Source organism: uncultured Tateyamaria sp., assembly GCF_947503705.1.
In the GTDB taxonomy this organism is placed as follows: domain Bacteria; phylum Pseudomonadota; class Alphaproteobacteria; order Rhodobacterales; family Rhodobacteraceae; genus Tateyamaria.
The window spans coordinates 65,827-88,584 of record NZ_CANNES010000013.1 but is presented as its reverse complement, the minus strand read 5'-3'; the positions used below and the strand labels follow the sequence as shown (position 1 = coordinate 88,584).

17 protein-coding genes are annotated in these 22,758 nt (G+C 59.5%); 12 read left to right on the top strand and 5 right to left on the bottom strand.

Translation table 11 applies throughout. From position 1 onward, the window contains the following. Nucleotides 1-24: 24 nt before the first annotated feature. From Q1A44_RS20090 to Q1A44_RS20080, 3 genes are all read left to right on the top strand, one after another. The gene (locus Q1A44_RS20090; RefSeq protein WP_299628829.1) at nucleotides 25-810 is read left to right on the top strand and encodes an MFS transporter; all 786 of its coding nucleotides are present in this window, start codon (nucleotides 25-27) and stop codon (nucleotides 808-810) included. Nucleotides 811-816: 6 nt separating this feature from the next. Then, nucleotides 817-1,191 carry a hypothetical protein gene (locus tag Q1A44_RS20085; RefSeq protein WP_366942617.1) on the top strand — a complete coding sequence of 125 codons (375 nt, stop codon included), beginning with the start codon at nucleotides 817-819 and terminating at the stop codon, nucleotides 1,189-1,191. A gap of 244 nt (nucleotides 1,192-1,435) precedes the next feature. Then, on the top strand, nucleotides 1,436-2,059 hold the full coding sequence (locus tag Q1A44_RS20080; RefSeq protein WP_299628825.1) for a LysE family translocator: 624 nt from the start codon (nucleotides 1,436-1,438) through the stop codon (nucleotides 2,057-2,059). Between the two features lie 31 nt (nucleotides 2,060-2,090). Here the strand turns inward: Q1A44_RS20080 and glnT are convergent, their stop codons facing one another. The 5 genes from glnT to Q1A44_RS20055 form a co-directional block, all read right to left on the bottom strand. Then, complete coding sequence (gene glnT, locus Q1A44_RS20075) at nucleotides 2,091-3,422, bottom strand: type III glutamate--ammonia ligase (protein ID WP_299628824.1); 1,332 nt, start codon at nucleotides 3,420-3,422, stop codon at nucleotides 2,091-2,093. Nucleotides 3,423-3,479: 57 nt separating this feature from the next. Next, the gene (locus tag Q1A44_RS20070) at nucleotides 3,480-4,820 is read right to left on the bottom strand and encodes an FMN-binding glutamate synthase family protein (protein WP_299628821.1); all 1,341 of its coding nucleotides are present in this window, start codon (nucleotides 4,818-4,820) and stop codon (nucleotides 3,480-3,482) included. A 7-nt stretch (nucleotides 4,821-4,827) separates the two neighbouring features. Next, nucleotides 4,828-5,505 carry a protein GlxC gene (locus tag Q1A44_RS20065; protein ID WP_299628819.1) on the bottom strand — a complete coding sequence of 226 codons (678 nt, stop codon included), beginning with the start codon at nucleotides 5,503-5,505 and terminating at the stop codon, nucleotides 4,828-4,830. A gap of 1 nt (nucleotide 5,506) precedes the next feature. After that, entirely contained in the window at nucleotides 5,507-6,427 is a 921-nt protein-coding gene (locus Q1A44_RS20060; RefSeq protein ID WP_299628817.1) for a glutamine amidotransferase family protein, read from the bottom strand. Nucleotides 6,428-6,550: 123 nt separating this feature from the next. Next, entirely contained in the window at nucleotides 6,551-7,180 is a 630-nt protein-coding gene (locus Q1A44_RS20055) for a helix-turn-helix domain-containing protein (RefSeq protein WP_299628815.1), read from the bottom strand. 222 nt (nucleotides 7,181-7,402) lie between these two features. On the opposite strand from Q1A44_RS20055, the gene Q1A44_RS20050 reads away from it, so the two are divergent. The 9 genes from Q1A44_RS20050 (at nucleotide 7,403) to Q1A44_RS20010 (ending at nucleotide 22,684) form a co-directional block, all read left to right on the top strand. Beyond that, on the top strand, nucleotides 7,403-8,353 hold the full coding sequence (locus Q1A44_RS20050) for a hypothetical protein (RefSeq protein ID WP_299628813.1): 951 nt from the start codon (nucleotides 7,403-7,405) through the stop codon (nucleotides 8,351-8,353). 171 nt (nucleotides 8,354-8,524) lie between these two features. Next, the gene (locus Q1A44_RS20045) at nucleotides 8,525-10,918 is read left to right on the top strand and encodes a glycogen/starch/alpha-glucan phosphorylase (RefSeq protein ID WP_299628811.1); all 2,394 of its coding nucleotides are present in this window, start codon (nucleotides 8,525-8,527) and stop codon (nucleotides 10,916-10,918) included. A 40-nt stretch (nucleotides 10,919-10,958) separates the two neighbouring features. Continuing rightward, the gene (glgB, locus tag Q1A44_RS20040) at nucleotides 10,959-13,148 is read left to right on the top strand and encodes a 1,4-alpha-glucan branching protein GlgB (RefSeq protein WP_299628882.1); all 2,190 of its coding nucleotides are present in this window, start codon (nucleotides 10,959-10,961) and stop codon (nucleotides 13,146-13,148) included. Between the two features lie 52 nt (nucleotides 13,149-13,200). After that, nucleotides 13,201-14,460, top strand: a complete 1,260-nt coding sequence (gene glgC, locus Q1A44_RS20035) for a glucose-1-phosphate adenylyltransferase (RefSeq protein ID WP_299628808.1) — start codon at nucleotides 13,201-13,203, stop codon at nucleotides 14,458-14,460. A gap of 1 nt (nucleotide 14,461) precedes the next feature. Further along, nucleotides 14,462-15,895, top strand: a complete 1,434-nt coding sequence (gene glgA, locus Q1A44_RS20030; RefSeq protein WP_299628806.1) for a glycogen synthase GlgA — start codon at nucleotides 14,462-14,464, stop codon at nucleotides 15,893-15,895. An 8-nt stretch (nucleotides 15,896-15,903) separates the two neighbouring features. Beyond that, nucleotides 15,904-17,994 (top strand): glycogen debranching protein GlgX, encoded by a 2,091-nt coding sequence (gene glgX / locus Q1A44_RS20025; RefSeq protein WP_299628804.1) that lies wholly within the window; start codon nucleotides 15,904-15,906, stop codon nucleotides 17,992-17,994. After that, the gene (gene malQ, locus Q1A44_RS20020) at nucleotides 17,991-19,973 is read left to right on the top strand and encodes a 4-alpha-glucanotransferase (protein ID WP_299628802.1); all 1,983 of its coding nucleotides are present in this window, start codon (nucleotides 17,991-17,993) and stop codon (nucleotides 19,971-19,973) included. Before glgX ends, malQ begins: the two co-directional genes overlap by 4 nt. Then, a complete protein-coding gene (locus Q1A44_RS20015; protein ID WP_299628800.1) occupies nucleotides 19,963-21,594 on the top strand; it encodes an alpha-D-glucose phosphate-specific phosphoglucomutase in 1,632 nt (543 codons plus the stop codon). Before malQ ends, Q1A44_RS20015 begins: the two co-directional genes overlap by 11 nt. An 85-nt stretch (nucleotides 21,595-21,679) precedes the next feature. Further along, a complete protein-coding gene (locus Q1A44_RS20010; protein WP_299628798.1) occupies nucleotides 21,680-22,684 on the top strand; it encodes a 2OG-Fe(II) oxygenase family protein in 1,005 nt (334 codons plus the stop codon). Nucleotides 22,685-22,758 lie beyond the last annotated feature (74 nt).

The window sequence follows — 22,758 nt, the reverse complement described above, 5'->3', positions numbered from 1 at the left end:
GAAATCAGATCAGGATGTCAGCCCTTGTCGCGCAACGAAGCCCTTCAATTCATCAATGTGGCCCACTTTTTCGACCATTACTTTCTGCTTGTGTTTCCCACGGCGGCACTGGCTATCGCGCCTGCGTGGGACATGGATTACGCCGACGTCCTTTTTCTTGGGTCACCGGTCTATATCCTGTTTGCCCTCGGCACATTGCCCGCCGGGTGGTTGGGCGACCGGATGGATCGAATGACCTTGATCGGGGTCTTTTTCCTGGGCTGCGGCATGTCCAGCATTTGTGTCGCCTTGGCGGGCAGCACGCTGGCCATGTCGATCGCATTGGGATCAATGGGCCTTTTTGCAGCGATCTACCATCCCGTGGGCCTTGCCCTTGTGACGCAGATTGGCGTGCGCAAGGGGCGGGCGCTGGCTGTCAACGGTGTCTACGGCAATTTGGGGCTCGCTGGGGCGGCGGTGGTGACGGGCATTCTGGCGTCTCAACTCGGTTGGCAGGCGGCCTTCTATTGCCCTGGCGGTCTCTCGGTTCTGATCGGGTTGGTGGTGTTCTGGCGCAATCGCGGGAGTCACGTTTCGCCACAAGAGATGGCCACTGTGACGACAGCAGTACAGCCAAGCGGCAGCCGAAAAACACAGATACGGATCGCAGTGATTGTTGGCGTCTCGGCCCTGTTTGGCGGGCTGATCTTTAACGCAGTGACGATTTCACTGCCCAAGTTCTTCGACGAACGTCTGGTGGGGCCGAGTGACGATCTGGCTTGGGTAGGGGCCTCGGCCGGTCTGGTTTTTGCAGTTGCGGCCTTTGCTTAATTGCCTGTGGGGGAGTGTTTGGACCGGATTGGCGCACGACCGGTGTTGGTGTTCTTGCTCGGCGCGCAAGTGATCTGCATGCTGTTTCTCGCGACGGCGACGGGAGCGGCCGCAATGTTCCTGGCCCTGTCCCTCGTTGCGATGGTGTTTGCAGAAATTCCAATTACGACATGGCTCTTGGGTCACTATTTGGAGCCCGGCATTCGGTCGCGTGCGGTGTCTTTTGAATATACCCTGTCGCTTGGCGTGGGATCGGTTGCGGTGCCCGTTATCGCCACATTGCATTCAAATGGAATCGGGTTTGATCAGCAATTTCTGCTACTCGCGGGTGCGGCTATTGCGGTCTTTGTGGCGGCACTTTTTCTGCCAAAACAGTCTTGAGCTGATGTTGCTCTCTGGCTGATCGGTTCAATGCTGCGTGGCGCAGGAAGTGGGGGCACACCAAAGCCTCAGCTTACGCCGGTGAGGAGGAATGGCGGCTTCGCGTCAGACCGGGCAAGGCGCACGCGGTTACCGAACTGGCAAACGTACATTTCGACATAGATTTTGCACAGTTGGGGTAGCCGCTTGGGCAGTAAGCGGGCACGATAGCACGGCTGCCGCATATCGAAATGGAGTTGCCCACATGGATCCGGTTTTGTTCATCGCGTTTTTCACAACCACTGCCGTTTTTCTGCTTGTTCCGGGCCCATCCGTCGCCTTTGCCACAGCCCAGGCCCTGCGGCATGGACCGCGTGCGGCGTATGTTGCGGTTGCGGGGGATGCGCTGGGCACGATGGTGCATATCTCGGTCGCGGTGATCGGGCTGACGGCGCTGGTGGCATTGTCCGAGGTTGTGTTGCCATTTCTGCAAATTCTGGGCGGGCTTTTTATTCTTTGGATGGCCGTCAAAGCCTTTGGAAATATCGGAAAACCGGCGCAGGCTGTCGTGGCTCAATCGGATGGGACAACGTTTTGGGCGGGCTTTTTTGCCTGTGTCACAAACCCGAAGGCCATTGTGTTTTTTGTGGCCCTTTTTCCGGTCTTCATCTCACCCGAACACAGCGTTTTGCTGCAAGGGGCGGTCTATGGCGCCATCTTTATCGTGTTCGATGCCATCTCGATCCTTGCCTATGCTCTGTTGACCACGGCGGCGGTCAACCGTACCAAATCGCGTTGGATCAACGCCGACGTTCTCAGCGGAATTGGGCTGGGCGGTGTAGGCATTGCGATGTTGATCAAGGGATACCGGGCACTGCCATCAAGCTAGGGAGATGGCCCACCGGGCACGGACCGGCACGCTAGATATCCAGCGTATTGTCCTTTTCCCACTGGGAAAAATGCGAAGTGAAGTCGTGCCATTCTTGCGTCTTCATCTTGATGTAAGCGTTTGAAAACGCATCACCCATCATGGATTTCAGCGTGGTATCAGCGTCATAGGCCCGCACCGCGTCCAGCATGTTCAACGGTAGTTTGGGCGCGTCAGTGATGGTGTGCCCTTCGGCGTACATGTCGATGTCGTGACGCTTGCCCGGATCGGCCTTGGACCGGATACCGCTGAGGCCTGCAGCGATGATCACCGCCTGCAAAAGGTAGGGGTTTGCCGCCCCGTCGGGCAGGCGCAGTTCAAACCGGCCGGGGCCGGGAACACGCACCATGTGCGTGCGGTTGTTGCCTGTCCAGGTGACCGTGTTGGGCGCCCAGGTGGCCCCGGACATCGTACGCGGTGCGTTGATGCGTTTGTAGCTGTTGACAGTTGGATTGGTGATCGCCGCAAGGGCACTGGCATGGGTCATGATCCCGCCCAGGAAATGTCCGCCTTGATCTGACAGGCCCAATTCGGCGGTCTGGCTGTCGCCCTTAGCGCCTGCAAACACGTTGGTTTTGGCCGCATCGCCGGGCGCATCCCAGACCGAGATATGGGCGTGACAGCCATTGCCCGTCAGCCCTTCGATGGGCTTGGGCATGAAGGTGGCGCGCAACCCGTGCTTTTCCGCCACCGACTTCACCATAAACTTGAAAAAGCTATGTTTGTCAGCGGTTTGGAGCGCGTCGTCAAATTCCCAATTCATCTCGAACTGGCCATTGGCGTCCTCGTGGTCGTTCTGGTACGGCCCCCAGCCCAGATCGAGCATGTAGTCACAAATCTCGCGTACCACGTCATAACGGCGCATGACGGCCTGTTGGTCATAACAGGGCTTGGCGGCGGTATCGAAGGGGTCGCTGATCTGGTCACCTTCGGGGGTGAGCAAAAAGAATTCTGCCTCGACCCCCGTTTTCACATGCAGTCCCTCGCCGGCTGCCTCATCCACCAGACGGCGCAGCACGTTGCGGGGGGCCTGGGCGACGTCCTCACCCTCCATCACGCAATTGGCGGCGACCCAGGCGACCTCTGGCTTCCAGGGCAGTTGGATGACGGACGCGGGGTCCGGCACGGCCAGCATATCGGGATGAGCGGGCGTCATATCGAGCCATGTTGCAAAGCCCGCGAAACCCGCCCCCTCGACCTGCATTTCGGCGATGGCCTGGGCGGGCACCAGTTTGGCGCGCTGCCCGCCAAAGAGGTCGGTGAAAGAGATCATGAAATATTTCACGCCGTTCTCGGCGGCAAAGGTGGCGAGGTCGGTGGTCATGTCATTTTCCCTTTCGGTATCACGTCGGTATTGCGTCGGTATCACGTCGGTGCGTGATCAGTATCCCGTGCCCGGCTTGCCGGGGTACCAATCGGTGCCCGCCAGCGGTATTTTGGCCATGGCCGCAGCTTCCATCGTCAGGGCGCAAAGGTCTTCGGGTTCGAGGTTGTGCAGGTGGTTCTTGCCGCAGGCGCGCGCGATGGTCTGCGCCTCAAGCGTCATTACCTTGAGGTAGTTGTTGAGGCGGCGGCCGCCTTCGATCGGATCCAGGCGCGCCATCAGGTCGGGGTCTTGGGTGGTGATGCCCGCCGGGTCGCGGCCCTCGTGCCAGTCATCATACGCGCCCGCCGTGGTGCCAAGGGCGTTATACTCGGCCTCGTATTTCGGGTCATTGTCGCCCAGGGCGATCAGGGCCGCCGTGCCGATGGCCACCGCATCCGCACCAAGTGCCATGCATTTGGCCACATCCGCGCCGTGACGAATGCCGCCCGAGACGATCAGTTGCACCTCGCGGTGCATGCCGAGGTCTTCAAGGGCGCGCACGGCCTCGCGGATACAGGCCAAGATCGGCTGGCCCACATGTTCGATGAACACGTCCTGGGTCGCTGCCGTGCCGCCCTGCATCCCGTCCAGAACAACCACATCCGCGCCCGCCTTGACCGCAAGCGTCGTGTCGAAATAGGGCCGCGCGCCGCCAACCTTGATGTAGATTGGCACTTTCCAACCGGTGATTTCGCGCAGTTCCAGGATCTTGATTTCCAGATCATCGGGGCCAGTCCAATCGGGGTGACGGCAGGCGCTGCGTTGGTCGATCCCTTTTGGCAGGTTGCGCATCTCGGCCACCCGGTCGGAAATCTTTTGCCCCAAGAGCATGCCGCCACCGCCGGGTTTGGCCCCTTGACCGACCACGATTTCAATGGCGTCAGCGCGGCGCAGGTCGTCTGGGTTCATGCCATAACGCGAAGGCAGGTACTGATAGACCAGCTTGTTGGAATGCCCGCGTTCTTCGGGCGTCATGCCGCCGTCGCCGGTGGTGGTCGATGTGCCCGCCAGCGTGGCGCCGCGCCCCAGTGCCTCTTTGGCGGGGCCGGAAAGTGCGCCGAAGGACATGCCCGCGATGGTCACAGGGATATCGAGCTGAATAGGATTTTTCGCAAAACGCGTCCCGAGGGTGACAGAGGTTTCGCATTTCTCGCGATACCCTTCGAGCGGATAGCGCGACATGGAGGCCCCAAGGAACAGCAGGTCGTCGAAATGGGGCACCTTGCGTTTGGCCCCACCCCCTCTGATGTCGTAAATCCCAGTGGCGGCGGCCCGCCGGATTTCTGCGTTGACGGGATTGGAGAAGGTCGCCGATTGGATCGGGGCCGTGCGCGGGGCTTGGGGTTGGTCGGTCATGGCGCCCTCAATATGCGTTGTCGATGTTGAAATGATAAAGCTGTCGGGCAGAGCCGTAGCGCTTGAACTCGGACGCCTTCGCGTCACACCCACCGCGTTCCAGCAACTCTTCGAGGATGGTGAGATGTTCCGGCCGCATCTCTTTTTCCACGCAATCTGCGCCCAGCGATTTGACCGATCCGCGCACGAAGAGCCGCGCCTCGTAGAGGGAGTCGCCCAAGGCTTCGCCCGCGTCGCCACACACGACCAGGTTACCCGATTGCGCCATGAAGGCGCTCATGTGGCCGATGTTGCCATGCACGATGATGTCGATGCCTTTCATCGAGATGCCACAGCGGGAGGATGCATTGCCCTTGATGATCAGCGTGCCGCCATTGCCGGTGGCACCGGCATATTGCGAGGCGTCCCCTTCGATCAGGACCGTCCCGCTTATCATATTCTCGGCCACGCCTGGGCCGACAGAGCCGTGCACATGCACCGTTGCTTGCTTGTTCATGCCGCCGCAATAGTAGCCGGTGGACCCTTTGACGTTGACCTCGATGGGCGCGTCCAGACCGACGGCGATGGCGTGCGCGCCCTTGGGGTTCACGATTTCCCAAGCGGTCTGGTTCGTCGTCTCGGCTTGGGCGTGCAGCGTGCTGTTCAGGGCGCGCAGGCCTTGTGCTTCCAGATCAAAGGTTTGCATGTCAGGCGGCCTGTGCTGTGGGCGTTTGCCCGTGGGACCAGAAATAGACGGTGGCGGGTTCGGGTTCCCACACGCGGGCATGATCAATTCCGGGCAGGTTCACCAGCGCGCGGTATTCGGAACCGAAGGCCACGTATTGATCCGTTTCGGCCATGACCGCAGGCTTGCAAGCGATGGGGTCGCGGACCACGCCGAACCCGTCCTTTGTGCCGACAACAAAGGTGAAGAACCCGTCGAGATCATCGAGGCTGGATTGCAGCGCCTCGCCTAACGTCGATCCCGTCTGCATTTTCCAGGTGAGATAAGCTGCGCCTACCTCGGTGTCGTTTTCGGTTTCTATGTGAACGCCCAGACGTCGCAGCTTGCGCCGCATGGCGTTGTGGTTGGACAGCGACCCGTTGTGCACAAGGCATTGATCGGGGCCGGTATTGAAAGGATGCGCGCCCATGGTTGTCACGGCGGATTCGGTGGCCATGCGGGTGTGGCCGATCCCGTGGGTGCCTGCCATCTGGCGCAGAGCAAAACGGTCGGCGACGGCTCGGGGCAGGCCAACCTCTTTGTAGATTTCCAATGTGCTGCCGTGGCTCATGACGCGGATGTCTGGGTGGTTCTCGGCCAGAAAGGTGCGGGCGGCGCCGATCTGATCGGTCTGAAACTCCAGAACGGCATGGGTGTCTTTGACCGTCATGGCCACCTTGCCTTTGATTGCCTTTCGCAAATGGTTGTCGAGTTTGGCAAAGCTGTCCTCGGGCGTGTCTGACTGGACCGTCAGTTTGGCCCCCGCGCCGTCACCGCCATAAATTGCGATGCCCGCGCTGTCGGGGCCGCGGTCGGTCATGGTGATGAGCATATCTGTCAGCATGTCGCCCAATGCTGATTGAAGCCCAGGGTCCTTGAGAAATAGTCCGACGATCCCGCACATGGCCGTTCCTTCCTTTGGTGACGTGGAGACACGCTAACAGGGAATCAGCAACTGCTCAACGGTCAGGAAATAAATATTCCCATCAAGAAAATTGAGCCGCCCAAATTTCAGGCAAAAGTTGCCCTATTTGGTCTGGGGGTAGCTGATGATCGACAGATAGCGGGCGGGCAGGGTGATTAGGGTCTCGGGCCCGTGCGGCGCATCGGCATCAAAGAACAGCGTATCGCCCGCCTCAAGCCGGTAAGACGCGTCGCCATAGCGGTAGTCCACGACCCCTTCGAGCATGTAGATCGTCTCAATCCCATCGTGTTGAAAGGTGGGAAAGGTGTCAGAGGCCTCAGTCAGGGTGATCAAATAGGGCTCCACAATCACTCCAGAGGTATTGGCACCGATATGGCCCAGAAGGTTGTATTGATGGTTGGCGCGCGTGCCTGCGCGCTCGGTCTCGACCCCTTGGCCCGATTTGGTGTGCACGGCGGCGCGCTGTTCTTCGAACCGGCGGAAAAAGCTGGTGAGAGGGACACTGAGCGCATTGGCCAGCGTTTGAAGCGTGGTGAGAGAAGGGGAGGTGTTGCCGTTCTCGATCTTGGACAGCATGCCGATAGACAACCCCGCCAGAGCGGCCAGTTCGGCCACCGTCATCGCTTGTTGCCGCCGAAAGGCGCGGACCTCGCGCCCAATGGCCAGTTCCAACACCTTTTCGCGCTCGCCTGCGCCGCCGGCATGCGGGTCTTGGGTCAGTCGATTGGCCATGAGCGTGCCCCGGTTGTGAGAGAACTCGATACATCTTATCCGAGTATTTTCCTGATAGTAAAACAGTTATCCCTGGGTTTGAAATGCTCGGCGCGGTTTCGCGGATGCGTCGTGCCGCCTGTCACATCTGATGTGCGTCGATCAAAGGGTTGACCGACAGGGCCAACCCGGCAACCTTGGATCAAGACCGATTTGATCACTGCATTTGAACCGAGGACCTTCATGCGACACTTGATTTTGTGCCTGTTTTTATGCGCTCCCACAGCCTTGCTGGCGCAGGCTAAATGCCTGGCCACGCCGCTTGTTGCGGACAACACCCGCCTGGCGCAAATCTCGGACATCTGGTTTGGCGACAGTTCTTTCCGCTATGCGATTTTGCTGGCCACGAATGTGCGCACAAGTGATCCGCGCTTTAATTACATATCTGATATCAACAACTTGCCAAAAGGTGGCAGCGTTTGTGTGCCACAGATCGACGAGGCGCTGCGCTTCAAGACCCGCTATGACCGCTATATCAAAGCGGTGCAGGATATGGCCGTCGCCCATGATTTCGAAGTGGTCCAAGACCTTGTTCCACTGCCCAGTGCAGGCACGTATCAAGTGGCGACCTGGGTGCGGCCCAGCGAGGTGAGCGGCTATCCCGAGGGCCAGGAGGTTACTCTGGGCAAGGACGTCTGGGTCACGCTGTCACCCCATTTGCAGACCTTTTGCACGGATTATGCCAAGACGGTTGCGGGTGATCCTCGTGCCCTTAGCCTGCGGGTGGAACAGCGTTTGGGTCTGCCGCCGGGGACAACCAAAACCCACTTTGTCACCTTTGACATTGATGCCAACACGGCTGGGCGCGACATCTTTCGCCCTTGCGCGGTGTCGGCCACCCATACAACCACATGCCCGGCAGGCGCGCCAAAAGTGTGCAGCCCGGGCGATACGGCTTGCCACGCGCATCGCGATTTCTTTTTCCAGCAGTACTATACCGCCTTTGGCACCGAGCATCCGATTGAGTACCCTTGGACGTCGCTGGGATATACATTTGACTGGGCCCCTGCGCCCATCGGTTTTTCGAACGAGATCGGGTATATCCGCACCGGCGAAAGCGAATATGTGATCCCGTCGGGCACATCCGTGACCGTGGCGTCAGTGACCCCGACAGGGCAATATTGCGGTAAATAACAGGCCGGCGCGCCACGGCGCGACAAATGCGCAACCTTTACCAGCACGCGTCACTTTAGCGCTAACAATTCCTGTTTTTATTGGATATGCAGCCCTCGCGCGGGCTGGAGGCAGCCTGTTGCAGGGTATATAGACCGGTGACCCGACCACCCGAGGCCAAGAGAGAGCGCTATGCTGGACCAAAACCAAATCATTTTGACGGCAGATGATCTGCGCGCAGATATTTCGCGCCACCTCAAATTGTCGCTTGGCAAAGACCCTGAACATGCCAGCACCTATGATTGGCGCATGTCACTGTCTCTGGCGTTGCGTGATCGGGTGGTAGAGCCTTGGTTCGCCTCGACCCGCAAGACATATGAGGGCAAGCACAAGCGCGTCTATTACCTGTCGATGGAATTTCTGATAGGCCGCCTGATCGAGGACGTGACGATCAACCTGGGCGTTGAGGAAATGGCGCGCGCGGCTATGGCGGGCCTGGGCCAAGACTATGACACCGTTGTGGCGGATGAACCTGACGCGGCGCTGGGCAATGGCGGCTTGGGCCGTTTGGCCGCCTGTTTCATGGACAGTCTGTCGACCCTGGCGATCCCGGCCTATGGCTATGGCATCCGGTATGAACACGGATTGTTCGAGCAGCATTTTCAAGACGGCCAGCAGATCGAGACAGCCGAAGGTTGGCTCGCGCAACGCCACGCTTGGGAATTTGAGCGGCCAGAGGCGTCTTATGAGATCCACTTTGGCGGCTATGTGAGCGAAAGCGATGGCAAGGCCGTCTGGCACCCCGCCGAAACGGTTCTGGCCTCGGCCTACGACACACCTGTCGTGGGATGGCAGGGCAAATGGGCCAATACGCTGCGTCTGTGGGCGGCCAAACCTATCAAGCTTTTCGATCTCGAAAGCTTTAACCGGGGTGATTATGTCGGTGCCAACGCGCCCGAGCGACTGGCCCGCACAATCTCGCGCGTGCTTTATCCTGACGACACAACGGATGTGGGCAAGGAATTGCGCCTCAAACAGGAATATTTCTTTACCGCCGCTTCGATCAAGGACTTGCTGCGCCGCTTTCAAACCGAAGGATATGAACTGTCTGAGCTGGCCGATCACGTGGCGATCCAGCTCAATGACACGCATCCCGCCATCGCAGGCCCCGAACTGGTCCGCATTCTGGTGGACGAGCACGGGTTCGAGATGGGCACCGCCATCGAAATGGCGCGCTCGTGCTTGGGCTACACCAACCACACCCTGCTGCCCGAGGCGCTGGAACGCTGGCCCGAGGATCTGTTTGCCCGCATCCTGCCCCGTCACCACCGCATCATCGAGATGATCCAGGATCATCATATAGCGGCGACCGGCAGCGGCGTGCGCATCATCGACCATGGCAACGTGAACATGGGCGAGTTGTCTTTTATCATGGCCCATAGCGTGAATGGTGTGTCTGCGTTGCACTCCGAGTTGGTCAAGGAAACCGTCTTTGCCGATCTGCATCAAGTGTATCCAAAACGCATTCTGAACCAGACCAATGGCGTGACCCCGCGCCGATGGCTGCATTCGTGCAACCCTGCGCTGCGCGACCTGATCACCGACACGATCGGGACGGGCTGGCAGGCTGATCTGGAAAAACTGGCCGAACTGAACGTACATCTGGATGATGCAGGTTTCCAGGATGCTTTCCGCGCTGCCAAGACTGCAAACAAGGATCGTCTGGCCAGCTGGTTGAAAGGTGTCAATGGCGTCTCGCTGGACCCCAATGCGATGTTCGACATCCAGATCAAGCGCATTCACGAATACAAGCGCCAGCATATGAACATTCTGGAAACCATCGCCCTCTGGAACGAGATCCGCGACAATCCGAATGCTGACTGGACGCCCCGCGTCAAAATCTTTGGTGGCAAGGCGGCACCGGGCTATGCGCTGGCGAAATCCATCATCCACCTGATCAATGACGTGGCGGCGACCATCAACAATGACCCGGTCACGCGCGACTATTTGCAGGTGGTGTACCCGGAGAACTACAACGTCTCTATGGCGGAGATTCTGATCCCGGCGTCTGACCTGTCAGAACAGATTTCGACAGCAGGCAAAGAAGCGTCCGGCACCGGCAACATGAAGCTGTCGTTGAACGGGAGCCCCACAATCGGCACCCTGGACGGGGCCAACGTGGAAATTCTGGAGCATGTGGGGGCGGACAACTTCTTCCTCTTTGGTCTGACTGCAGCCGAGGCACAGGCCAAGCGGGGCGAACACGGATTTGCACGTCGCGCCATCGAAAACAGCCCGCGCTTGCAGCGTGTCCTGGGGCAGATTGCCCAAGGCGTATTTTCGGGCGGGGATCGCTATCGGTACTCCGACATTTTGCACAATCTTTGGGAACATGACTATTTCCTCGTCAGCTGTGACTTTGATGGCTACTTTGATACGCAGCGTGAGGTCGACAGTGTTTACCGCGATACCACCCGCTGGACGCGGATCGCAGCGGCAAACACCGCGAATATGGGATGGTTCTCGTCTGATCGGACGATCCGTGGCTATGCTGATGATATTTGGCATGCAAAATCCGTGGTTTGATCCCCGGACTTGAAGTGAAGGATGAAGTGACGTGACCCTGATGGACGACGCCGACAAGATCGCCGCAGGTACGCATGGCGACCCTTTTTCTGTCCTTGGACTGCACATCGTGGACGGCAAGGTGACAGTGAGGGTGTTCCAGCCCGAGGCCGATACCATCGATGTGTTGGACGCCAAGACGGGCCGCAAGGTTCTGTCGCTCGACGCAATTGTGCCGGGCGTTTTTGCGGGCACAGCGGCGCGGCGCAAGAACCCGTTTGCCTACCGATTGCGCATCACCAAAGGCCCCCATGTGTGGGAAGCGGACGACCCTTACAGATTTGGCCCCGTGCTGGGCGAATTGGACGAACACCTGATTGCCGAAGGCGCGCATCTGGATCTGTGGCGCGTATTGGGTGCCCATGTGATGACCCACGAAAAGGTGGACGGAACACATTTTGCCGTCTGGGCGCCGAACGCTTCCCGCGTGTCGGTCATAGGTGATTTCAACGCATGGGATGGGCGGCGCAACCCGATGCGCCAGCGCGGCCAAACGGGCGTCTGGGAAATTTTTATGCCAGGTCTGGGTGAGGGCGAGGCTTATAAATACGAGTTGCTCGACAAGAACGGCCACCTTTTACCGCAAAAGGCGGACCCGTTTGGGTTTGGCGCGGAACATCCACCCAAGACTGCTTCGGTGGTGCGCAGGCTGGATGGCCATAAATGGGCCGACAAGGGTTGGATGTCCAAGCGTGAAGCGCTGCACCGCATCGACCAGCCCATTTCGGTCTATGAGGTCCATTTGGGGTCCTGGCGGCGTGTGCCCGAGGATGGCAATCGCCCACTATCATATCATGAACATGCCGAACAATTGGTGAGCTATGCAAAGGACATGGGGTTCACGCATATCGAACTGATGCCGGTTTCGGAGTTCCCCTTTGACGGGTCCTGGGGCTATCAGCCCATCGGGCTTTATGCGCCAACGATCCGCCACGGTACGCTTGAGGAATTCCGCGCCTTTGTTGAGGCCTGCCATGCCGCTAACATAGGCCTGATCCTGGATTGGGTGCCGGGCCACTTCCCCGAAGACCAACACGGGCTTGGCCAATTCGACGGCACGCCGCTTTATGAACATGCCGACCGCAAGGAAGGGTTTCACCCGGACTGGAACACACTGGTCTACAATTACGGGCGTGCCGAGGTGTCGAACTACCTTGTGGCTAACGCACTTTATTGGCTGCGCGAGCACCATATCGACGGGTTGCGCGTGGATGCGGTGGCCTCGATGCTCTACCGCGATTATTCGCGCAAAGACGGTGAGTGGGTACCGAATAAGGACGGTGGCCGGGAAAATTATGAGGCCATCAGCTTCTTGCAACGTACCAACACCGTTGCCTATGGCGAAGTTCCCGGCGTGGTGACCATCGCCGAGGAATCCACTGCCTTTCCCGGCGTCAGCGCGCCGGTGGATCACAGCGGCCTCGGCTTTGGCTTCAAGTGGAACATGGGCTGGATGAACGACACGCTGTCCTACATGGCCGAAGATCCGATTAACCGCAAATACCACCATCACAAGATGACGTTTGGGCTGCACTACGCGTTCTCCGAGAACTTTGTGCTGCCGATCAGCCATGATGAGGTGGTGCACGGCAAAGGCTCGATGATCGACAAGATGCCGGGGCAGGGCGACGACAAATTCGCCAACCTGCGCGCCTATTACGGATTTATGTGGGGGCATCCGGGCAAAAAGCTGCTCTTTATGGGCTGTGAATTTGCCCAAGGGGCGGAGTGGAACCATAACACGAGCCTCGATTGGCACCTGCTGGATCATCCGCAACACAAGGGCATGCAGAACCTCGTGCGCGATCTGAACACCCTGTTCCGCAACACGCCTGCGCTCCACCAGCTTGATTGCAAGCCCGAAGGGTTTGAGTGGATCGAAGAAGGGGCGGCCGAGGAAAGCATCCTTGCATGGGTCCGCAAGGGCAAGGACGGGACACCGCCCGTTCTGGTCGTCAGCAACTTCACCCCGGTCGAGCGTCAAGGCCGCCGCGTGGGTGTGCCGGAACCAGGCCGCTGGGTCGAGCGTTTCAACTCTGATGCGGGCTGTTACGGAGGGGGAGATCGCGGCAATCTGGGCTTTGCGGCGAGTGAACATGTGGCCGCTTCAGGGCGCGCGCACTCTGTGTCGCTCACCATCCCGCCGCTGACGACACTGTTTTTTGAACTACAACAAGACGAGGGCTCCTGACACCCCAAGCAACGATCAGGCCAAGCAAAGACGAAGACTGGGAGGACGATCTATGGACACGGAATCACAACGGCTCGCGCAGCAGACAATGGCGTTTGTGCTGGCGGGAGGGCGCGGCAGCAGGCTTTATGAGCTGACCGACAGGCGGGCAAAACCGGCCATGTATTTCGGTGGCAAAAGCCGGATTATTGATTTTGCCCTGTCCAACGCCGTCAATTCGGGCATCCGCCGTATTGGCGTGGCCACTCAGTACAAGGCCCATTCGCTGATCCGCCACCTGCAACGCGGTTGGAGCTTTTTCCGGGCTGAGCGCAACGAAAGCCTCGATATCCTCCCGGCCTCTCAGCAGCTCGATAACGAGAACTGGTACAAGGGCACCGCTGATGCTGTCACCCAGAACATCGACATCATTCGCGGCTACGGCCCGAAATACATCATCATTCTGGCGGGCGACCACATCTACAAGCAGGACTATTCCCTGATGATCCAGCACCACGTTGAAAGTGGCGCGGATGTGACCGTGGGCTGTATCGAAGTACCCCGTATGGAAGCACGCGCTTTTGGTGTGATGAAAGTGGACGAGACCGACCGCATTCTGGATTTCGTGGAAAAGCCCGCCGATCCGCCTGCAATGCCGGGCCATCCGGACATGGCACTGGCCAGCATGGGCATTTACGTGTTCGAGACGGAATACCTGTGCGGCCTGCTTGAGGCCGCCGAAAGTAAGCCCGGCTACAACCACGACTTTGGCGGCGATATCATTCCCGACATCGTAGCCTCTGGCAAAGCGATGGCGCACCCCTTTAGCCGGTCCTGCGTGCGTGGGGGGCTGGAGGAAGAGCCCTATTGGCGTGATGTTGGCACGGTTGATGCGTTCTGGCAGGCCAATGTGGACCTGACCGACTTTAACCCGGAACTGGACCTTTACGACACGACTTGGCCCATCTGGACCTATTCGGAACTGACGGCCCCGGCCAAGTTCATCCACAACGAGGAAGGACGCCGCGGCCATGCGGTGTCGTCCATGGTGTCGGGGGGCTGCATCATTTCCGGCTCGACCCTGGATCGGTGTTTTCTGTTCACCGGCGTGCGCACGCATTCCTATTCCCAACTCGAAGGGGTTGTGGCGATGCCCTATGTCGAGATCAATCGCAATGCGCGCCTCAAAAACGTGGTCATAGATCGTGGTGTGATCATCCCCGAAGGCATGGTTGTCGGCGAGGATGCAGAGGCGGATGCCGCGCGGTTCCGCCGGACCGACAACGGTATCTGCCTGATCACCCAAAGCATGATCGACAAGTTGGATAGCTAAAATGAACGTCCTTTTCGTCGCCTCGGAATGCGCGCCGTTTATCAAGACCGGTGGTCTGGCGGACGTGATCGGTGCCGTGCCAAAGGCATTGGCGGCGGAGGATGTGAGTGTACGCGTCCTGATCCCGGCCTATCCCGCATTGGCGGAACTGGCCGGGTCAGGCGCCGAGGTGATGGCAATTGCCGACCTGTTTGGCGGGCCTGCGCGTGTTTTGACCGTGCAGGCCGAGGGCCTTGATGTGCTGCTGCTGGAGGCGGGCCATCTGTTTGACCGGCCGGGCAGCATTTACCTCGGACCTGACGGGCAGGATTGGGGCGACAACGATCTGCGCTTTGCCGCGCTGTCTTTTGTGGGCGCACAGATTGCCATGAACGGCGTGGGTGGTTGGTCTCCAGATGTGGTCAATGCACATGACTGGCAAGCAGGCCTTGTGCCCGCCTATCTGCGCCAGTCTGGGGATCAAACACCAGTCGTCATGACGATCCACAACATCGCCTTTCAGGGTCTGTTTGATGCAACGCGCCTGGGCGCTTTGGGCCTCGATGCGTCGCTCTTTACCCCTGATGGCATCGAGTATTTCGGCAAGATCAGCTTTCTCAAGGCGGGTCTGGCCCTCGCCAACAAGATAACAACCGTCAGCCCCACCTATGCTGCCGAGATTATGACGCTTGAGTTCGGCATGGGGCTTGATGGCCTGTTACGCGCGCGACAGGCTGATGTTTCTGGTATCCTCAATGGGATCGACGTGGATGTCTGGTCGCCCGAAGCTGATCCGGAACTTGTCGCGCCCTATTCGGCGCGCAGCCTGAAGGGCAAGGCGAAGAACAAGGCAGAAGTGATGTCCCGCTTTGGTCTGGAGCCTGGGGCGGGGCCGCTGTTTTGTGTTGTCAGCCGCCTGACCTCGCAAAAGGGGTTGGACCTGCTCTTGGAGTGTTTGCCTGTGTTGGAAGCGCAGGATGCGCGTCTGGCGCTGCTTGGTTCGGGCGAGCCGGGTCTGGAGCAAGCCTTTGTCGATGCCTCGCGCCGGTCGACAGGCCGTGTAGGCACGATCATTGGTTATGACGAAGGGCTGTCGCATCTGATGCAAGGCGGCAGTGACGCGATCCTGATCCCGTCGCGGTTCGAGCCATGCGGGCTGACCCAGCTTTATGGTCTGCGTTATGGTACGCTGCCGGTTGTGGCTCGCACTGGTGGGCTGGCCGATACCATCATTGACGCCAATGCGGCGGCGGAGCTTGCAGGCTGCGCCACCGGTTTTCAATTCGCACCGATCAACGCCACGATGCTGGGCCATGCGATCACCCGCGCCTGCACCGCCTATCGTCAGCCCAAAACATGGGCCGCCATGATGCGCCGCGCCATGCGCCATCCGGTCGGATGGGACCTATCAGCGGCGGCCTATTTTGACGTTTACCGATCTGCGCAATCAAGCTGAGCACCGCCATGACCGACTTTTCCCTGAGCAGCGGTAGCCCGACGCGGCTGGGCGCCCATCACGATGGCGCTGGCGTGAACTTTGCTGTCTTTTCCGAAAATGCGGACAAGGTCGAGTTGTGCCTGTTCTCAAGCGATGGGACGCGCGAGGTTGCTCGGATCGCGTTGCCCGAACGCACGGGGCCCGTTTGGCACGGCCATATTGAGGGGCTTCCCGTCGGTACGCTTTATGGATACCGCGCCCATGGGCAATACGCGCCGGAACATGGCCACCGGTTCAACCCCAACAAGTTGCTTATGGATCCATACACCCGCGAGATGCACGGCAGTTTTGTGACCCATCCCGCCACGCTTGGATATGACGGGGCGTCCTCGGCGGCGGACTTGTCTTTTGATGCGCGCGATTCCGCACCCTTTGTGCCCAAGTCGGTTGTGTCTGATCCAGCGCTTTTTGACGGTTTACAGGCAGGTCAGCATCGGCCGAGCGATCGTGACCTGATCTACGAGGCACATCCAAAAGGCCTGACCAAAGTGCATCCGAAAGTGCCAGAAGAGGTGCAAGGCACATATGACGGTCTGGCCAGTGACACCATGCTGGATCATCTGACAAAACTGGGCGTGCAAGCGATTGAACTGCTGCCCATCCATGCCTTTGTGGACGACAAATTTCTGGTTGAGCGGGGACTGCGCAATTATTGGGGCTATAACTCCATCGGGTTCTTCACACCCGAACCGCGCTATTTTGGCCCCGATGGCATGATGGGCTTTCGCCGCATGGTGGATCGGTTCCATGCGGCTGGGATCGAAGTCATTCTTGACGTGGTCTACAACCACACCGCCGAAGGCGATCAGCGTGGTCCAACTCTTTGCTTCAGGGGCCTCGACAATGCCTCTTACTATCGTCTTTCGGCAGGCCAACCGCGATATTACGTGAATGACACGGGGTGCGGCAACACGCTGAACGTGGCGCACCCTTACGTGTTGCGCATGGTGATGGACAGCCTGCGGTATTGGGTGGAATGCATGGGGGTCGATGGCTTCCGCTTTGATCTGGCCACGACATTGGGGCGCGAGGATCACGGGTTTGATCCCAAGGGCGGGTTCTTTGACGCGCTGCGTCAAGATCCGGTGTTGGCAGGCGTTCGGATGATCGCGGAGCCTTGGGACATTGGCCCTGGCGGCTACCGTTTGGGGCAATACCCTCATGAATTTGCCGAGTGGAATGACAGCTACCGCGATACGGTGCGCCGGTATTGGCGGGGCGACGCGCACAGTGCGCAGGAACTGGGTGCGCGGCTTTTGGGCTCGGCAGACTTGTTTGACAGGGCCGGGCGATGCAGTACGGCGTCGTTGAATTTCATTGCCTCGCATGACGGGTTTACGCTGGCTGACACGACCCGCTATGCCCGCCGCCACAACGAGGCCAATACCGAAAACAACCGCGACGGCCACCATTCGAATTACAGCGATAATTGCGGCGTCGAGGGCGAAACCGACGAGCCCGCCATTCAGGCCAAACGTGACCGCCGCCAGCGCAATATGCTGGCCACAATGTTCGTGTCGCAAGGCACACCCATGCTGCTGGCGGGGGACGAGTTTGGCAATTCGCAGGCAGGCAACAACAACGCCTATTGCCAGGATAACGAGATTGGCTGGGTAAACTGGGACAAGGCGGATGCAGAGTTGCAGCGTTTTGTCCAAAAGCTGTCCGCCTTTCGTCAAGCTCATCCTGCCTTGCGCCAAAGCCGGTTTTTGCACGCCGCCATTCGGCCCCGTGATGGGCACCCGGACGTGCGATGGACCGATTTCAAGGGCGAAGCTTTGGAATGGCGTGATCCGGGGTTGGCGAACTTGTGCGTGACGCTGCGCTGCTCAGCCGAGGCACCGGGCTACGCGCCTGACGATGACGTGGTTTTTGTTGTGTTCAACCGCAGTGACGTAGATGACGTGGTAATCCTTCCCGATCCGCCGGAGGGGCAAGGCTGGCAACGCGGCATCGACACAAGCGGCTTGGCCTGCGCGCCCATGCAGGGCACCGCCGAGGTCGCCGCCCAATCGGTCAGCGCCTTTGTTCTTACCCCCCAAGAGGTGCCGCAATGAGCATCACCGACAATTTGAACGAGCTGGCCGACATCTGTGGCATCCTGCCTCATTTCTATGATCTGCAAGGCCACGAACGCCCCACATCGCAGGCCACACAGCGTGCGATCCTGGCGGCCAATGGCATTGATGTGTCCAGCGACGACGCGATCCGCGACGAGTTGGCGACGCGAGCCTACTTTCGCGATGCGCGTTGGTTTCCGGAAGAGATCATCATCGAAAGTGGCACAACTGCGCCATTGCAGTTCGGCCTTGGGGCTACCTGGACCTTGTACGACGATCAGGACGATGCAGTTGTTGCCGAAGGGGCGCCTGCCGACCACATCACCCTGCCGCCGTTGCCTTCGGGTATTTATGTGCTGACGGCCCACGCCTCTGGCCGGACCGAGGAAGTGACCGTGATTGCCGCCCCCGCGCGCCTGCCGTCGATTGAGGAAGTGGCGGGCAAGGGACGCCTTTGGGGGCTGAACTTTGCCCTTTATGGCCTGCGTTCGGAGCGCGGCTCTGGACTGGGCGATTTTGAGGATATGGCGCAGACGGCCGAGGTCGCCGCGGCGCATGGTGCGGATTTTGTGGGCGTGAACCCTGTCCACGCCATGGGCTATGCCAATCGCGCGGCCATCAGCCCTTATTCGCCTTCCCATCGCGGATTTCTGAACACAAGCTATATCGCCCTCGACCGTATTCCCGGTCTGAAGACTGGGCGAAAGACTGCGGGATTTGCCGCAACCCGCAAGAGCGAGACGATCCAATATGCGACCCACAAGGATGCGCACAACAAGGCGCTTGAGGCGGTATTTGTCCGGTTTCAGAGCAAAGCAACCAACGCGGCCAAGTTAGATTTTGCGGCATTCGTCGATCATGGCGGCGCTGAGTTGCAAGAGTTTGCGTCCTTTGAGGCGTTGAGCGACGTACACGGGCCGGATTGGCCCACGTGGCCTGCGGATCGCGGCGCGCCTGACCCGGTGCGCGTCACTTTTCACAGTTGGCTGCAATGGGTGGCCGATGCGCAAGTGGGTGCTGCACAGGCCCGGGCGCAAGAGGCGGGCATGGCGCTGGGGCTGTATCTTGATCTGGCGGTCGGCCCGCGTCGTGACGGTGCCGAAAGCCGCTGCGAACAAGATGCCATTGCGCAGGGCGTGTCCCTTGGTGCGCCCCCTGATCACCTCAGCCCCGGTGGCCAGAACTGGGATTTGGCCGCGTTTTCGCCTCTCAAGCTCAGGGCGCAGCGATATGCCCCTCTGCGCCGCATCATTGCGCGCACGATGCAGCATGCAGGCGTTATTCGGATTGACCACGTTCTGGGCCTTAATCGCAGTTTTTGGCTGCCCGATGATGGCAGCCCGGGTGGTTATATCCGACAACCCTTTGAGGCGCTGATCGCCGTGATCAAGATCGAGGCCGAGCGGAACAATTGCGCCGTGATCGGCGAGGATCTGGGCCTTGTGCCCGATGGATTCCGCGAGACGATGCAGGCCCATGGGTTCTATGGCTATTCTGTGCTGCAATATGAACAAGATCATACCGGCGCTTTTCCGGCGCCCGAAAACAGCGCCCATCAGGTGCTGTCGTGCTTTGCAACCCATGATACGCCGACTGTCATGGGCTTTGAAACCGGGCGCGACATTGATTGGTGGCGAACTCTGGAATGGGTCGATGAAACGGCAGCAACAGCGCTTCGCCAAAAGCGGACGGAAGACGTGGCAGCACTCGGCCAGGGCGCTGATTTTGCGACGCAGGTTCACGGCCGTCTCGCCCGCTCGAATGCCAGCATGGTCGCCGTCCAACTGGACGACATGCTGAGCAATGTCGAGGCGCAGAACCTGCCTGGCACAATTGACGAACACCCCAACTGGCGACGCAAATACCGCGTTGCCGTTGGTGATCTGGGACAGGATGCCCGCCTGCGCGCCACGGCTCAGATCATGAAAGACGCCGGACGCTCCGGCCAAGGGAAGGGAACCGCAGATGCAGATTGAGACCATTGAGACGACCCCGATCGAGGGCCAGATGCCCGGCACGTCCGGCCTGCGCAAAAAAACGCGGGTGTTCATGGAGCCCCGTTTCCTCGAAAATTTCATTCAGGCGACCTTTGACGCCATCGGCGGCGGGGACGGCAAGACCCTGATCGTGGGAGGTGACGGGCGCTATTTCAACAAGGATGCGATCCAGACGATTTTGCGCATGAGCGCGGGCAACGGCGTGGCGCAGGTCATCGTCGGGCAGAACGGCATTCTGTCGACGCCTGCCGCCTCGCATCTGATCCGGCTGAATGGCGCAGACGGCGGTTTCATCCTGTCGGCCAGCCACAATCCCGGTGGCATTGACGAGGATTTCGGCGTCAAGTTCAACGCGGCTAATGGCGGGCCTGCGCCCGAAGGGCTGACGGCCAAGATGTTCGAAGCAACCCAGAGCATCAGCGCCTACAAGACTGTGACAGCGCCGGATGTGGACCTTGGCACCGTTGGTGATGTGACATTGGGCGAGATGGCGATCCGGGTCGTTGATCCGGTTGAGAGCTATCAGGCCCTCATGGCGGAGTTGTTTGATTTCGACGCGATCCGCGCGCTTTTCGCCGGTGGGTTTACCATGTGCTTTGACGCTATGCATGCAGTCACGGGCCCCTATGCCAAGGCGATCCTGGAGGGGACGTTGGGCGCGGCCAAGGGCACAGTCGTCAACGGTGTCCCCTTGGAGGATTTCGGCAAAGGCCATCCTGATCCCAATCCGATCTGGGCCAAGGAACTGATGGATCTGATGATGTCGGACAAGGCCCCTGATCTTGGGGCCGCCTCCGACGGGGACGGGGACCGCAACATGATTGTGGGGCGTGGTGCCTATGTCACGCCGTCCGACAGCCTTGCCATTCTGGCGGCAAACGCGCATCTGGCGCCGGCCTATCGCGATGGGTTGGCGGGCATTGCGCGGTCCATGCCCACAAGTCCGGCCAGCGACCGGGTCGCCGCGAAGCTTGGCATTGGCAGCTTTGAAACGCCCACGGGCTGGAAATTCTTTGGCAATCTGCTGGATGCTGGCAAGGTCACGATCTGTGGCGAGGAAAGCGCCGGAACCGGGTCGGACCACGTGCGGGAGAAAGACGGGCTTTGGGCTGTTCTGCTCTGGCTGAATATCTTGGCGGCGCGCAAACGATCGGTGGCCGACATCGTGGCCCAACACTGGCAGGATTACGGGCGCGACTACTACTCGCGTTATGATTACGAGGCTGTGCCGACCGACGCGGCCAATACGCTGATGGCACATCTGCGTGGGCAATTTGATGATCTTCTGGGGCAAAGCTTCGGCAATATGACGGTCGCTGCGGCGGACGAGTTTTCCTATCACGACCCGGTGGATGGGTCAGTCAGCCAGAATCAGGGCGTACGCATCCGTTTTGAAGGTGGCGGACGGGCTGTGTTCCGTTTGTCGGGCACTGGCACCCAAGGCGCGACGCTACGCCTGTATCTCGAACAATATTCCGGCATGGATGGCGCGCGCGATCTCGACACCCAAGTGGCACTCGCTGATGTTCGCGCAGCGGCGCAGGCGATCTGTGATATGGAGGCCAAGATTGGCCGCACGACGCCGGACGTGATCACCTAAAACTTCTTGCGCGCGGGACTTGCCGTTTTAAAGTGACGGAGCAAGGGCGCGGATAGGCGTTCGATGATGCGTTTCAGAGGCCGTCATGACCAAAGCTGCATTGCCGCAGATTGATATTACACCCCTCTTTGCAGGGCCGTCTGCCGCGCGCGATGCCGTTGATGCAGCGATCATGTCAGCGGCCAGCGATTTCGGGTTTCTGACCATCACCGGTTTGCCGGACAACTGCCTTGATCCCGATCTGCGCAAGCGGATGTTGTCAATCTTTGATCTGGAGGATGGAGCAAAACGTGCGTTGACGCGGCAGAGTTTTGCGCCTGAGAACAGCAACGTTTATCGCGGGTGGTTTCCGCTACAGGATGGTCATCCGACCTATAAGGAAGGGATCGACATAGGTGCGGACCTGAACGACCCGAGCCGCCCGGTTGACCCCACAGATCCGCTGACCGAACATACGCCGCTGCCGGACCTTCCCGAATGGCGCGCGGCAGTGCGCACTTATTATGGTGCAATGTCGCGCACCGGTCAGGCATTGATGCGATCTTTTGCGCGTGGTCTGGACTTGCCTGAAAACCAGTTTGATGCCGCCTTCGCACAGGAAAGCTCGACCTTGCGGTTGATCCATTATCCGCCGCGCACGCCCGAAAGCTTTGGCGCGGACCGCGCATCGCTTGAGGTGCAATATGCGGGCGAGACGCGATATTTGCTGGGCAAGGCCCATGTGGACAGTGGTTTTGTTACCTTGTTGGCCCAAGACGGCGTCGAGGGGTTGCAGGCGCAGGTGGGAGAGGATTGGGCCATGGTCCCGCCCCACGAGGGCGCGTTGGCCGTCAATTTTGGCAAACTGCTGCATCGCTGGACCGGTGGCGCGATCAAGGCGACGGTGCACCGCGTGATCGGTCAAGGTACGCGCCGCTTTTCGATCCCTTTTTTCTATGAGCCCGGCGTTGATGCGGTGATTGCGCCGCTGCCCGGGGTGGGCGGTGATTTTGAGCCTGTGTCCTATGGCGATCACCTTTGGGAGGCGACGACAAGTTTTGTCGAGCAGAAGGGCATTGCGCATCTGCGAGCGCCGCGCGGACTGTCGTAGTCGCACCTGCACTCTGGCGGCGACGGAAGTCCGGCGTCGCACCCTGAGACATTTTTGGCCAAAAGAAATACTCA

Bases quoted from the DNA above. Each gene is read 5' to 3' on its own strand.
- Q1A44_RS20080 (WP_299628825.1), top strand. From the start codon at position 1,436: ATGGATCCGGTTTTGTTCATCGCGTTTTTCACAACCACTGCCGTTTTT.
- glnT (WP_299628824.1), bottom strand. From the start codon at position 3,422: ATGACCACCGACCTCGCCACCTTTGCCGCCGAGAACGGCGTGAAATAT.
- Q1A44_RS20070 (WP_299628821.1), bottom strand. From the start codon at position 4,820: ATGACCGACCAACCCCAAGCCCCGCGCACGGCCCCGATCCAATCGGCG.
- Q1A44_RS20065 (WP_299628819.1), bottom strand. From the start codon at position 5,505: ATGCAAACCTTTGATCTGGAAGCACAAGGCCTGCGCGCCCTGAACAGC.
- Q1A44_RS20060 (WP_299628817.1), bottom strand. From the start codon at position 6,427: ATGTGCGGGATCGTCGGACTATTTCTCAAGGACCCTGGGCTTCAATCA.
- Q1A44_RS20055 (WP_299628815.1), bottom strand. From the start codon at position 7,180: ATGGCCAATCGACTGACCCAAGACCCGCATGCCGGCGGCGCAGGCGAG.
- Q1A44_RS20050 (WP_299628813.1), top strand. From the start codon at position 7,403: ATGCGACACTTGATTTTGTGCCTGTTTTTATGCGCTCCCACAGCCTTG.
- Q1A44_RS20045 (WP_299628811.1), top strand. From the start codon at position 8,525: ATGCTGGACCAAAACCAAATCATTTTGACGGCAGATGATCTGCGCGCA.
- glgB (WP_299628882.1), top strand. From the start codon at position 10,959: ATGGACGACGCCGACAAGATCGCCGCAGGTACGCATGGCGACCCTTTT.
- glgC (WP_299628808.1), top strand. From the start codon at position 13,201: ATGGACACGGAATCACAACGGCTCGCGCAGCAGACAATGGCGTTTGTG.
- glgA (WP_299628806.1), top strand. From the start codon at position 14,462: ATGAACGTCCTTTTCGTCGCCTCGGAATGCGCGCCGTTTATCAAGACC.
- glgX (WP_299628804.1), top strand. From the start codon at position 15,904: ATGACCGACTTTTCCCTGAGCAGCGGTAGCCCGACGCGGCTGGGCGCC.
- malQ (WP_299628802.1), top strand. From the start codon at position 17,991: ATGAGCATCACCGACAATTTGAACGAGCTGGCCGACATCTGTGGCATC.
- Q1A44_RS20015 (WP_299628800.1), top strand. From the start codon at position 19,963: ATGCAGATTGAGACCATTGAGACGACCCCGATCGAGGGCCAGATGCCC.
- Q1A44_RS20010 (WP_299628798.1), top strand. From the start codon at position 21,680: ATGACCAAAGCTGCATTGCCGCAGATTGATATTACACCCCTCTTTGCA.